The following is a 12,672-nucleotide window of genomic DNA, read 5'->3' as shown; positions in this document are numbered from 1 at the left end:
GGCACGAGCCGACCTGACGGGCCCGCTCGGGCTCTGTCACGCGGACGGGGGCCCGTACAGCCGAACCGGGCGCCCCGCGCGGGGACACCCGGTCACGTGCCGTGCGGGAGGTCAGGAGAACTCGGCGAGCGTGCGCTCGGCCTCCTCCAGCCAGGAACGACGGGCTTCCAGGGCCTCCTCGGCGTCCTTGACGTCCTTGTCCCGGCCCGCAGCCCTGGCCTTGGCCAGGCGGGCCTCAAGCTGCTCGATCGACCGGTGGAGCTGGTCGACCGTGTTCTGGGCGCGGGCGCGGGCCTCGGGGTTGGAGCGCTTCCACTCCGCCTCCTCGGCCTTGCGGACCGCCTCGTCGATGCGGCGCAGACCGCCCTCCAGGCGGTCGCGCTGCTCCCGGGGGACCGGACCGGCGGCCTCCCAGCGCTCCAGGAGGCCCCGCAGGGTCGCCCTGGCCGACCGGGCGTCGGAGACCGGCAGGATCTTCTCCGCCTCGGCCAGGAGCTGCTCCTTGACCTCGGCGTTGGCCGCGAGCGAGGCGTCGCGCTCGGCGAAGACCGCCGAGCGGGCCTGGAAGAACTGGTCCTGGGCGGCCTTGAACCGGCCCCACAGCTCGTCCTCGACCTCGCGGGAGGCCCGGCCCGCGGCCTTCCACTGCCGCATCAGCTCGCGGTAGGCGGCGGCCGTCCCGCCCCAGTCGTCGGAGGAGGCCAGCGCCTCCGCCTCGGTGACGATCTGCTCCTTGGTGGAGCGCACGCCCTCCCGCTGCTCGTCCAGCCCGGCGAAGTACGCCTTGCGCCGCTTGGCGAAGGCCGTCCGGGCGGCCGACAGCCGCTTCCAGAGCGCGGCCTCGGTCACCCGGTCGATGCGCTCGGCGGTCTTCCACTCCTCGATGAGCTGGCGCAGCCGTTCGCCGCCGCTCTTCCAGTGCGTGGTGTCCTCGGCGATCCGCTCGGCCTCGCCGACGATGCGCTCCTTGACCGCCCTGGCCTCGGCTCGGGCCACGTCGCGCGCGGCCTTGACCTCCTCGCGGCGCTGGGCGACCGTCTCCGTGAGGGCGTTCAGGCGGCCCAGCAGCGCGTCGAGGTCGCCGACGGCGTGCGCGCCGGTGATCGCCTCACGCAGCTTGACGATTGTCGCCTCCGCCTGGGCCGGTGGCAGGTCGGTGCCGCGGACCCGCTGCTCCAGCAGCATGACCTGCCCGGCCAGCTCGTCGAACTTGCGATGGAAGTAGGCGAGTGCCTCTTCCGGCTCGCCGGCCTGCCAGGACCCGACGGCCCGTTCTCCCTCAGCCGTACGCACGTAGACGGTGCCGTCGTCGTCTACCCGGCCCCACGGGTCGGTGCTCACCGTGTCCTCCCGCACTTTCATCAGCCTTTCGAGGCTAACCGCATCTTGGTTGTATTACGTCAGCTCTTGCCGGACATTGTCACGTTTTTGATTTCGACGGTTTCCTTCGGAGCCCCGGTGCCGTCGGGTCCCGGCGTGATGACGCCTCCCTTGTTCACCTCGTCGATGATCTCCATTCCCTTCGTGACCGTACCGAACGGCGTGTAGTTCGGGGGGAGCTGGGTGTCGCCGTACACGATGAAGAACTGGCTGCCGTTGGTGTCGGCGCCGCTGTTGGCCATGGCCACGACGCCGCGGGTGTACTTGGCGCCGTCGAGGTTCTCGTTGACGAAACGGTACCCCGGCCCGCCCTGGCCGTCGGTCTGGCTCTTGCCGTCGGCCTTGGCGAGGGGGTCGCCGCACTGCAGCACCGGGAACTGCTCGGAGCCCAGCCGGTGGCACTTGGAACCGTTGAAGTAGTCCTTCTTCGCCAGGAAGGCGAAGGAGTTGACCGTGCACGGGGTCTTGTCGGCCGACACCTGGATCACGATGTCGCCACGGTTCGTCTTCAGCGTCATCGCCTTGGGCGAGGTGTCCACCTTGGCCGGCGGCATGCCGACGTTCTTCGCCGCCCCCTCGGTGTCGGGGACGTAGCCGCAGGTGCCGGTCGCCGGGTCGAAGGCGGCGGGCTTGGGGCCCTCGCTCGCGCTCGTGGCGGGGCTGGGGCTCCCCGACGCCGACGCGGCGGAGGTGGCGTCCGAGTCACCGCCCCCGATCAGGGCGATCGCGGCGACCACACCGCCCACCACCAGCACGACCCCGGCGGTGGTGCCGATGACCGCGACGCGCTTCGCCCTGGTCTCACGCTCGGTGCGCCGCTTCATCTGCCGCTCGTAGTGCTCGCGTGCCAGCTGCTTCTGGCGGTCCTTGCCGCTCACCGCTTCGCCCTCCCGAGTGCCGGAGTGTTACTTATTGAGGTGGGCGAATCGTATCGGCCAAAGGGTGATGGTTCGCAGCCCGGCGACCCGCACCGGTACCCTTCGGTTACATTCCCATCCGTATTCTTGACGAGATCGGCTGAGGCAGATGCTCATCGCCGGCTTTCCCGCCGGGTCGTTCCAGACCAACTGCTACGTCGTGGCTCCCGCCGCCGGCGAGGAGTGCGTGGTCGTCGATCCCGGGCAGAACGCGGTCGCCGACCTCGACGACGTGCTGCGCGAGCACCGGCTGCGGCCGGTCGCGGTGCTGCTCACCCACGGGCACGTCGACCACATGTGGTCGGTCGCCCCCGTCTGCGGCGCCCGCGACGTCCCCGCGTGGATCCACCCCGAGGACCGCGACCTGCTGTCCGACCCCGGCAAGGGGCTGCCGCTCGCGGCCAGGCAGCAGTTCTTCGGCGGGCTGACCTTCACCGAGCCCGACGACGTCCGCGAGCTGGCCGACGGTCAGGCGCTGGAGCTGGCGGGCATGGAGATCACGGTCGACCACGCCCCCGGCCATACCAGGGGGTCGGTGACCTTCAGGCTGCCCGCCTCCGGGGAGATCCCGGACGTGATGTTCTCGGGCGACCTGCTGTTCGCCGGCTCCATCGGCCGCACCGACCTCCCGGGCGGCGACCACCCGACGATCCTGCGCAGCCTGGCGGCCAAGTGCCTGCCGCTGCCGGACGACACGGTGGTCCTGCCGGGCCACGGACCACAGACCACGATCGGCCGCGAACGCGCCACCAACCCGTATCTGGCGGAGCTCGCCGGGCGGGCCGGGACGGCGCCGGGAGCGGGACCCACCAGGGGACTATAAGAGATGACTCTGCAGGCGCCGAAGGGCACCTTTGACTGGCTTCCACCCCGTTCGGAGGTGGCGCTCGCCGTACGTGAGGCGCTGACCGCCCCGGTCCGCCGCGCCGGCTACGGCTACGTCGAGACCCCCGTCTTCGAGGACACCGCGCTGTTCGTCCGCGGGGTGGGCGAGTCCACCGACATCGTCTCCAAGGAGATGTACACCTTCGCCGACAAGGGCGGCCGCTCCCTCACGCTGCGGCCGGAGGGCACCGCCTCGGTCGTGCGGGCGGTCCTCCAGCACGGCCTGCACAACGGCCAGCTGCCGGTGAAGCTCTGGTACTCCGGCAGCCAGTTCCGCTACGAGCGGGCCCAGAAGGGCCGCTACCGCCACTTCTGGCAGGTCGGCGCCGAGGCGCTGGGCGCGGAGGACCCGGCGCTCGACGCGGAGCTGATCGTGATGGCCGCCGACGGCTACGCCGGCCTGGGGCTGACGGGCGTGCGGCTGCTGCTGAACACGCTGGGCTGCCGGGAGTGCCGTCCCGCCTACCGCGCGGCGCTGCAGGACTTCCTGCGCGCGCTCGACCTCGACGAGGCCACCAGGCAGCGCGTCGAGATCAACCCGCTGCGCGTGCTCGACGACAAGCGGCCCGAGGTGCAGGCGCAGCTCGCCGGCGCCCCCCTGGTCGTCGACCACCTGTGCGAGGCCTGCAAGACCTACCACGAGGAGGTCCGCGCGCTGCTGACCGCCTCCGGCGTGACCTACGCCGACGACCCGAGGCTGGTCCGCGGGCTCGACTACTACACGCGCACCACCTTCGAGTTCGTCCACGACGGGCTGGGCTCGCAGTCGGCGGTGGGCGGCGGCGGCCGCTACGACGGCCTGAGCGAGATGCTCGGCGGCCCGGCCCTGCCGAGCGTCGGCTGGGCGCTGGGCGTCGACCGCACCGTCCTGGCCATGGAGGCCGAGGGGCTGCTCGGAGCCGGGGAGGCCGCCTCCCGCGTGCAGGTGTACGGTGTGCCGCTGGGTGAGGAGGCGCGCCGCCGGATGTTCCTGCTCATCACCGAGCTGCGCCGCGCGGGCCTCGACGCCGACATGTCGTTCGGGGGCAAGGGCCTCAAGGGCGCGATGAAGGGCGCCGACCGGTCGGGCGCGGGCTACGCCGTGATCCTCGGCGAGCGTGATCTCGCGGCCGGGTCCGCCCAGGTCAAGGACATGGCCAGCGGTGACCAGACCGCCGTGCCGCTCGCTGAGATCGTCGAGACTCTGAAGGAGAGACTGAGGAAATGATCCGCACGCACGAAGCGGGATCACTGCGCAAGGAGCACGCGGGCGAGCAGGTGACGCTGGCCGGGTGGGTGGCGCGCCGCCGCGACCACGGAGGCGTGGTCTTCATCGACCTGCGCGACGCCTCCGGCTCCTCCCAGGTGGTCTTCCGCGAGGAGGACGACGCGCACGGCCTGCGCGCCGAGTACTGCGTCAAGGTCGTCGGCGAGGTGCGGGTCCGTCCCGAGGGCAACGAGAACCCCGACCTGCCGACCGGCGGGATCGAGGTCGTCGCCTCCCGGGTCGAGGTGCTCAGCGAGGCCGCGCCGCTGCCGTTCCCGGTCGAGGGCGCCGCGGGCGTCTCGGAGGAGGCCCGGCTCAAGCACCGCTACCTCGACATCCGCCGCCCGCAGGTCGCGCAGGCCCTGCGGGTCCGCTCCCGGGCCACCTACCTCGCCCACGAGGTGATGCACGAGCACGGGTTCAACTACATCGAGACCCCGACGCTCACCCGCTCCACGCCCGAGGGCGCCCGCGACTTCCTGGTCCCGGTCCGCCTGCAGCCGGGCAGCTGGTACGCCCTGCCGCAGTCGCCGCAGCTGTTCAAGCAGCTCCTCATGGTCGCCGGCATGGAGCGCTACTACCAGCTCGCCCGCTGCTTCCGTGACGAGGACCTGCGCGCCGACCGCCAGCCGGAGTTCACCCAGATCGACGTCGAGATGTCCTTCGTGGACCAGGACGACGTCATCGCGCTGGGCGAGGCGCTGATCGGCCGCGTCTGGAAGGAGATCGCCGGCTACGAGCTGCCGACGCCGCTGCCCCGGATGACCTACGCCGAGGCCATGTCGCGCTACGGCTCCGACAAGCCGGACCTGCGCTTCGGCCAGGAGCTCGTCGAGATGACGGAGTACTTCTCCGCCACCTCCTTCCGGGTCTTCCAGGCCCCGTACGTCGGCGCCGTGGTCATGCCGGGCGGCGGCTCCCAGACCCGCCGGGAGCTCGACGCCTGGCAGGAGTGGGCCCGGTCGCGCGGCGCCAAGGGCCTCGCCTACGTCCTCGTCGGCGAGGACGGCACGCTCGGCGGCCCGGTCGCCAAGAACCTCTCGGAGAGCGAGAGCGCCGGCCTGGCCGGGAAGGTCGGCGCCGCCCCCGGCGACGCCGTCTTCTTCGCGGCCGGGAAGCCCTCGGAGGCCCGCGACCTGCTCGGCGCGGCCCGGCTGGAGATCGGCCGCCGCTGCGGGCTGATCGACGAGTCGCAGTGGAGCTTCCTGTGGGTCGTCGACGCCCCGATGTTCGAGGAGGACGGCGAGGGCGGCTGGACCGCGGTGCACCACCCGTTCACCGGTCCCAAGCCCGAGTGGGCCGACAACTTCCAGGACCATCCGGCCGAGGCGCTGGCCTACGCCTACGACATGGTCTGCAACGGCATGGAGATCGGCGGCGGCTCCATCCGGATCCACCGCGCCGAGATGCAGCAGCGCGTCTTCGACGTGCTGGGCATCTCCAAGGAGGAGGCCGAGGGCAAGTTCGGCTTCCTGCTGGAGGCGTTCAAGTACGGCCCGCCGCCGCACGGCGGCATCGCCTACGGCTGGGACCGCATCTGCATGCTGCTGTCCGGCGGCGACTCCATCCGCGACGTCATCGCCTTCCCGAAGACGGCCTCCGGGTTCGACCCGCTGACCGGCGCGCCCACCCCGATCACGGGTGCGCAGCGCAAGGAGGCCGGGGTGGACGCCAAGCCCAAGGGCGAGGCGTAACCTCCGCGCGGCACACGGCAGGGCCCCGGACGGATCACCCGTCCGGGGCCCTGCTCGTGCGCGGGGCCGTACGGGCCCTCCGGCGGGATCTCCCCGGGCCGTTCCTCCCGCGTCGCGACGCCGGGCCCGTACGGCCTCCGAGGGCTCTCACGACGACGGCGGCCGCCCCGCGCGGGGCGGCCGCCGGCCCTCCGATCCCGCTAGGAGACCTTCACGTTCTTGATGATCACCGGGAGCTTGGGCGCGGTGGAGCCGCCGTCACCGGTGATGTCGTCGGGGTTGGTGATCCAGCCGCCCTGGGAGATCTTCTCCAGGACCTCCATGCCCTTGGAGACCGTGCCGAACGGCGTGTACGCCTTCTCCAGCTGGGTGTTCTCGTCGCCCAGCGAGAACCAGAACTGGCTGCCGTTCTGGTTGGAGGCGTCCGCCGGCTGGGCCAGCGAGACCACGCCCTTGGCGTACGGCATGCCGAGGTTCTCGTCGTCGAAGACGTAACCCGAGCTGCCCTGGCCGTCGGTGGGGTTCTTGCCGTCGCCCTTGGCCTGCGGGTCGCCGCACTGCAGCAGGGCCACGCCGGAGTTCTCCGGGGTGGCCAGGCGGTGGCACCTGGTGCCGTCGTAGAAGTTCTTCTCGGCCAGGAACGCCAGGGAGTTCACGGCGCAGGGGGCCTGCTGCGTCATCAGGTCGATCACGATGTCACCCTGGTTGGTGGCGATCGTCATGGTCTTGAGCTTGAGGTCGGGCTTGCTCGGCGGCATGCCCACCTTCTTGGCGGGCACGCCGCTGGTGTCCTTGCGATAGGTGCAGGTCACCTTGCCGGGGGCGGCGGCCGGGATGGTCGGCGTCGCCTGGGGCGCCGCGGTCGAGGGGGCCGGGGAGGAGGCGGCCGCGGGCTCGGGATCGTCTCCTCCCGTGAAGGCCGCGACGCCGACCACACCCGCGGCGACGACGGCCACGGCGACACCGGCGCCGATGAAGGTGTTCCGCTTCGCCTTGGCCGTCGCCTGCTCGGCACGTTGAGCCTGCCGCTCCTTGTGCTCCCGCGCCAGCTGGCTCTGGCGGTCCTCGCCGCTCACCGCTATGTCCTCCAGGTTTGCCGTCTCATTACCTCTGACTGGCCGAAAGCGTACCGGCCCCCGGGTGTGCTGGACGTAAGTGACGAGGGTTAACGATGGTGATAAGTGGGAAATCAGGTGCTTTGTCCTGCTGTGTTGCGCAGCTTCCCCACGATAGATTCCGATCTCCGACGCCGGCGTCCGGCCTCGGACAGAGCGGCGACCCCCACGACCGGAGCACCACATGTTCGACGAGATCCTCGGCCTGCCAGCCCACCCCCTGCTCGTCCACGCCGCCGTGATCGCGGTCCCGGTCCTGGCGGTCCTGGCGGTCGTCTACGGGCTGGCGCCCCGTACGCGCACCGCGCTCGGCTGGGCGGTGGCGGCGCTGGCGGTGATCGCCCCGGCCGCAGCCTTCGTCGCCAAGGAGAGCGGCGAGTCGCTGGAGCACCGGCGCTTCGCCTCGGCGACAGGACCGCTGGCCCAGCGCATCGCCGAGCACGAGGAGTTCGCCGACCCCCTGCTGATCGCCGCCTTCGCGCTGGGTGCGCTCTCGCTCGTCCTCCTCTACCTCGTGCGCCGCGGCGGGAACGCCGGTGACGGCGGCCATCGCAACGGCGACGGAAACGGCAATGGAAACGGCGACGGAAACGGCGACGGCGGCCACCGTGTCGGCGGCCGCGCGGTGACGACGTCCGTCGCGGTGCTCACCGCGGTCGTGGCCGTCGTGGCGGGCTACTACGCGGTGCGGGCCGGCCACAGCGGCGCCGTCGCCGTCTGGGGGGACTGAGCGGGGCTCCGCCCCGGGCCCGCGGCTTCGGCGACCGTACCCCCGGCACCTCCCGATGCTCCCCGGTCCCGGGGCTCCCCGGCCGTCGCCCGCGCGCCCTGACGGTACTGTCGAGGCGTGGACAGCCTGTTCGACTCGGTGGCGGAGGAAGCCCATCGGGGCCACGAGCCCCTGGCGGTGCGGATGCGCCCGCGCGGCCTGGACGAGGTGATCGGCCAGCGCCACCTGCTGGGCCCCGGCACGCCGCTGCGCCGGCTCGTCGAGTCCGAGGCCCCGATGTCGCTGTTCCTGTGGGGCCCGCCCGGCACGGGCAAGACCACCCTCGCCTACGTCGTCGCCGGCGCCACCGAGCGCCGGTTCGTCGAGGTCTCCGCGGTGTCGGCGGGCGTCAAGGAGGTCCGCGCGGCCATCGAGTCGGCCCGCCGGGAACTGGGCATGTCGGGCCGGCAGACGGTCCTGTTCGTGGACGAGGTGCACCGCTTCAACAAGGCACAGCAGGACGCCCTGCTGCCCGCGGTGGAGAACCGCTGGGTCACCTTCATCGGGGCGACCACCGAGAACCCGTTCTTCTCCGTCATCTCGCCGCTGCTGTCACGCTCGCTGCTGCTGACGCTCGAACCCCTGTCCGACGACGACGTCGAAAAGGTGCTGGAGCGCGCCGTCGCCGACCCGCGCGGCCTGGACGGGAAGGTGACGCTGGCGCCGGAGGCGGCCGGCCACCTCGTACGGCTGGCCGGCGGCGACGCCCGCCGCTCCCTCACCTACCTGGAGGCCGCCGCGCTGATCGCCGACGGCGAGATCACCATCGAGACGGTGGAGCGCGCGGTGGACAAGGCCGCTGTGCGCTACGACCGCCAGGGCGACCAGCACTACGACGTGATCAGCGGCTTCATCAAGAGCATGCGGGGCTCCGACGCCGACGCCGCCCTGCACTACCTCGCCCGCATGGTCGAGGCGGGCGAGGACCCCCGGTTCATCGCCCGCAGGATCGTCATCTTCGCCTCCGAGGACGTCGGCATGGCCGATCCCACCTGCCTGCAGGTCGCGGTGGCCGCGGCCCAGGCGGTGGAGTTCGTCGGCCTCCCCGAGGGGCGGCTCAACCTCGCCCAGGCCGTGATCCACTGCGCGCTGGCCCCCAAGTCCAACGCCGTGATCACCGCCGTCGACGCCGCCGCCGCGGACGTGCGGCGCGGCGACATCGGCCAGGTCCCCGCCCACCTGCGCGACTCCCACTACGCGGGCGCGGGGAAACTCGGCCACGGCGAGGGCTACAAGTACCCCCACGACTTCGAGCACGGCCTGGTCCGCCAGGACTACGCCCCCGCCGAGATCCGCGACCGCCGCTACTACCGGCCCACCCGGCACGGCGCCGAGGCCGGCTTCGCCGACCGCTGGGCGCGGATCCGGTCCTTCCTGCGCGGACGGTAGCGCACCGCCCGCCGTACGGCCGCCCTGCCACGGCCCGCCCTGCCACGGCCCGCTCCGCCACGGTCCGCCGGTCCCGCTGCGGCCCGCCATGCGCCCTGCCCGTCCCGGAACGGCCCGCACGGCGGGCGGGCCGGGCAGGCGGTCAGCCGGGGGCGGGCGGCGTACGGCGGCGCGGCAGCCGCACCGTCAGCAGCCTGGCGCGCGGGGCGACCCTGCCGACCAGGTCGAACAGCGCCTCGGTGCGGGAGCGGTCGGCGTCGAGATGGGTGAAGACGTTGACGCCGAGATAGAAGGTGATCGCCGCGTAGGCGAGGTCGCGGGGCGGCATGAGGCGGGCGAGCGGTGAACCGCCGATGACCCGCTCCAGGGTCTCCTCGACGAAGCCGATCCACGGCTCGGCACGCTTGGTGATCTCCGCGCGGAGCTCGGGCCTGGCGAGGCCCGCCCCGACGAGCTCGGAGAAGAGCGTGATGTGCCCGCCCTCCAGATCGGCGCGGTAGATGGCGTTGGCCACCTCCACCAGCTCCTCCAGCGTGCGGGCCCCCGCCACGGCCTCCCGGTAGGCGGCCATGCGCTGCTCGGAGGAGCGGTCCAGGGCGGTCAGCAGCAGCTGGTCCACGCCGCCGAAGTGGTAGAAGACCAGGGCCGAGTTGACCTCCGCCTCCTTGGCGATGGCGCGGGCGCTGGTTCCGGCGTACCCCTCGGCCCGCAGCACCCGCGAGGCCGCCTCGACCAGCCGCTCGCGGGTCTCCGCCCCTGCCTGCCTGCTCACTCCGAGCCTCCCTTGCTCCGGCGATCTCCTCATCGTACGGTTTAATCAAGTGATTAAACCAACCGATGAAGAGGCCCCGTGAACGACTCACCCCCATCCCCCGAGCCGAAACCCGAACCGTTCCCCGAGCCGGAACGCGAGCCGGCCTCCGGGCCGCCTCCGGCACCGGAACCGGCGCCCGGACCCTCCCGGGAGCCGGACCCCGCGCACCGGAACCGGGCGCGCCGGACCCTCGCGGCGCTGGTGATCGCCCTGTTCGCCGCGCTGCTGCTCTACCGGGTGCTGCACGCCGGCCACCTGGAGCAGACGGCCCTCTTCTACCTGGGACTGCCGGCCGTCATCGCCGTCACCGTCATCCTCACCGCCCGGCCGCGCACCGTCACCGGGCTGATCATGGCGGCCATCACCGTCGGGCTCGCCCTGGCCGGTCCGCTGCTCGGCGAGGGGATCGTCTGCCTCGTCTTCGCGGCCCCGCTGTTCTACTTCATCGGCCTGATCTTCGGACTCGTCGCCGACGGCCATCGCAGACGGGGGACGAACGCGATCGCCGTCCCGCTGGTGCTGCTGACGCTGGCCGCCGGGGGAGCCGAGCTGGCCGCCCCGTCCCGCGACGGCGAGGTGACCGTGTCCGTCCAGACCTCCGGAAGGGACGTCGAGCGGGCGCTGGCCGCCGCGCCGCGGTTCGGCGCCTTCGACTCGCCGCTGCTCCGGCTGGGCTTCCCCCGGCCGGTGCGGTCGGCGGGGGAGGGGCTGCGGATCGGGGACCGGCGGGAGATCGTCTTCACCCCGCGCCGCTCCCTGGGCATCGGCGCCGCCCCCGAGCCCCGGTCGATGACCCTCGGGGTGAAGGAGCGTGCGCCGGGCCGGGTGACGTTCTCGGTGCTCGGCGACACCACCCTGGCCCGCTGGCTCGACCTGAGGGAGGCGGAGTTCGCCTGGGGCGGCGGGCGGGTCACCGTGACCCTGCGCTACCGCCGCACCTTCGACCCCGGCTGGTACTTCGGCCCGCTCCAGCGGTACGCGCTCGGCGAGGCCGCCGCCTACCTCGCCCGGACGTTCGGATGACCGGCGCCCCGGGAGCCCCGGCGGCGAGCGGCGCCGCGATGGTCCCGGCGGCGGCCGGCGGCGCGGGAGCCCGGCGATGACCGTCGCCGTGGGAGCCCCGGCGGCGGCCGCCGGTCCTGTCCCGGACCCCGCCGGTCTGAGCGCGGCCCTCGCCGGCATGACCGCGGACCCGGCGCTGGTCCGCGGCCTGGCGCTCATGGTCCCCGTGGCCGCCGTGCTCGCCGCCGCCGCGGCCCGCCGTCACCCGGAGCGGGACATCGCGGCGGCGATCCTCGCCACGGCCTGGAACCTGACGGTCCTCGCCGCCGTGAACGTCCTGGCCATCGGCGCGGGCTGGTGGCGCTTCACCGCCGAGGGGGCGGTCTGGCACGGCGTCCCCGCGGACCTGCTGCTCGGCTGGGCGCTGCTGTGGGGGGCGCTGCCCGCCCTGGCCGCCCGGCGGGCGCCCCTGCCGCTCGTCGTGGCGGCCCTGGCGTGGTTCGACCTGGCGGTCATGCCGCTCGGCCGGCCCGTCGTCGTGCTCGGCGACGGCTGGCTCACGGGCGAGACGCTGGCGGTCGCCGCCGCCCTGGTCCCCGGCCTGCTCCTCTCGCGGTGGACGTCCGCCGGGCGCCGCCTGCGCGCCCGGGTCGCGATGCAGGCGCTGCTCGCGGGCGGCCTCGGCCTGGCCCTGCCGATCGCCGCCACGCAGGCGTGGCGGCAGCCGTCGTGGGCGCTGGGCCTGCTCGTCCAGGCGCTCGCCGTGCCGCTGCTGCTCGGCCTGGCCGCGGTGCGGGAGTTCGCCGAGGAGGGCCGGGGCACGCCGCTGCCGTACGACCCGCCGGAGCGGCTGGTGCGGACCGGCCCCTACGCCTACGTGCGCAACCCGATGCAGGTCTCGATGACGGCGGCCTACCTGCTCCTCGCGACCCTCGACCGGGTCTTCCTGGCCGCCGCGGCGGTCGCCCTGGCCTACGGCGCCGGGCTGGCGGCCTGGCACGAGGGCGAACGGCTCGGCGAACGGCACGGCGCGGCCTGGGAGGAGTACCGGCGAGCGGTGCGTCCCTGGGTGCCGCGCCTGCGGCCCGCCGTACCGGAGGGTGTGCCCGGCGCCACGCTCCACGTCTCCCGCGTCTGCGGCCAGTGCGCGGGGGTCGGCGCCTGGTTCGCCCGCCGCCGGCCCGCCGGGCTGCGGATCCTGGCGGCCGAGGACCACCCGGCCGGCCTGCGCCGGATCACCTACACCGGTCCCGGCGGGGGCACGGCCCAGGGGGCCGCCGCCGTCGCCCGCGCCCTCGTCCACGTGCACCTCGGCTGGGCGCTGCTGGGCTGGGCGCTTCTCCTGCCCGGGGTGACCTGGTTCGCGCAGCTGTGCGTGGACGCCTTCGGCGGCGGCCCGCGGACGGAGGCGCGGTTCGCGGGACGTGTGCCGGGAAGGGTCGGTCAGACGCGATAGGGTCT

11 protein-coding genes are annotated in these 12,672 nt (G+C 73.3%); 7 read left to right on the top strand and 4 right to left on the bottom strand.

Going from position 1 to position 12,672, the window contains the following annotated elements; translation table 11 throughout:
* Window positions 1–111: 111 nt before the first annotated feature.
* On the bottom strand, window positions 112–1,362 hold the full coding sequence (locus ACFYSC_RS34185; protein WP_389969810.1) for a DUF349 domain-containing protein: 1,251 nt from the start codon (window positions 1,360–1,362) through the stop codon (window positions 112–114).
* Window positions 1,363–1,400: 38 nt separating this feature from the next.
* Complete coding sequence (locus ACFYSC_RS34180; RefSeq protein WP_389969808.1) at window positions 1,401–2,258, bottom strand: peptidylprolyl isomerase; 858 nt, start codon at window positions 2,256–2,258, stop codon at window positions 1,401–1,403.
* Window positions 2,259–2,406: 148 nt separating this feature from the next.
* On the opposite strand from ACFYSC_RS34180, the gene ACFYSC_RS34175 reads away from it, so the two are divergent.
* From ACFYSC_RS34175 to aspS, 3 genes are read left to right on the top strand one after another with little or no spacing between them, the layout of a single operon-like run.
* Window positions 2,407–3,120: an MBL fold metallo-hydrolase gene (locus tag ACFYSC_RS34175; protein ID WP_362934312.1), complete on the top strand. Its 714-nt coding sequence runs from the start codon at window positions 2,407–2,409 to the stop codon at window positions 3,118–3,120.
* 3 nt (window positions 3,121–3,123) lie between these two features.
* Window positions 3,124–4,389 carry a histidine--tRNA ligase gene (gene hisS, locus ACFYSC_RS34170; RefSeq protein ID WP_362934315.1) on the top strand — a complete coding sequence of 422 codons (1,266 nt, stop codon included), beginning with the start codon at window positions 3,124–3,126 and terminating at the stop codon, window positions 4,387–4,389.
* The gene (gene aspS / locus ACFYSC_RS34165) at window positions 4,386–6,122 is read left to right on the top strand and encodes an aspartate--tRNA ligase (RefSeq protein WP_389969806.1); all 1,737 of its coding nucleotides are present in this window, start codon (window positions 4,386–4,388) and stop codon (window positions 6,120–6,122) included. Before hisS ends, aspS begins: the two co-directional genes overlap by 4 nt.
* A 200-nt stretch (window positions 6,123–6,322) precedes the next feature.
* Here the strand turns inward: aspS and ACFYSC_RS34160 are convergent, their stop codons facing one another.
* Window positions 6,323–7,198: a peptidylprolyl isomerase gene (locus ACFYSC_RS34160; protein ID WP_389969804.1), complete on the bottom strand. Its 876-nt coding sequence runs from the start codon at window positions 7,196–7,198 to the stop codon at window positions 6,323–6,325.
* Between the two features lie 223 nt (window positions 7,199–7,421).
* Here ACFYSC_RS34160 and ACFYSC_RS34155 point away from each other — a divergent pair, with 223 nt between their 5' ends.
* Together ACFYSC_RS34155 and ACFYSC_RS34150 are read left to right on the top strand one after the other, a co-directional pair.
* Window positions 7,422–7,967, top strand: coding sequence for a hypothetical protein (locus tag ACFYSC_RS34155; protein ID WP_389969802.1), 546 nt, complete (start codon window positions 7,422–7,424; stop codon window positions 7,965–7,967).
* 117 nt (window positions 7,968–8,084) lie between these two features.
* Window positions 8,085–9,395 carry a replication-associated recombination protein A gene (locus ACFYSC_RS34150; protein WP_389969800.1) on the top strand — a complete coding sequence of 437 codons (1,311 nt, stop codon included), beginning with the start codon at window positions 8,085–8,087 and terminating at the stop codon, window positions 9,393–9,395.
* Window positions 9,396–9,537: 142 nt separating this feature from the next.
* Here the strand turns inward: ACFYSC_RS34150 and ACFYSC_RS34145 are convergent, their stop codons facing one another.
* Entirely contained in the window at window positions 9,538–10,200 is a 663-nt protein-coding gene (locus ACFYSC_RS34145; protein WP_389969798.1) for a TetR/AcrR family transcriptional regulator, read from the bottom strand.
* Window positions 10,201–10,245: 45 nt separating this feature from the next.
* Here ACFYSC_RS34145 and ACFYSC_RS34140 point away from each other — a divergent pair, with 45 nt between their 5' ends.
* Window positions 10,246–11,232 carry a hypothetical protein gene (locus tag ACFYSC_RS34140; RefSeq protein ID WP_389969796.1) on the top strand — a complete coding sequence of 329 codons (987 nt, stop codon included), beginning with the start codon at window positions 10,246–10,248 and terminating at the stop codon, window positions 11,230–11,232.
* Window positions 11,233–11,308: 76 nt separating this feature from the next.
* Window positions 11,309–12,667: a methyltransferase family protein gene (locus ACFYSC_RS34135; RefSeq protein ID WP_389969794.1), complete on the top strand. Its 1,359-nt coding sequence runs from the start codon at window positions 11,309–11,311 to the stop codon at window positions 12,665–12,667.
* The last annotated feature ends 5 nt before the right edge of the window (window positions 12,668–12,672 follow it).

The organism is Streptosporangium sp. NPDC004379, from assembly GCF_042873875.1.
Taxonomy (GTDB): Bacteria; Actinomycetota; Actinomycetes; order Streptosporangiales; family Streptosporangiaceae; genus Streptosporangium.
The sequence above is the reverse complement of the archived record's forward strand: the minus strand, read 5'-3'. Positions and strand labels throughout refer to the sequence as shown.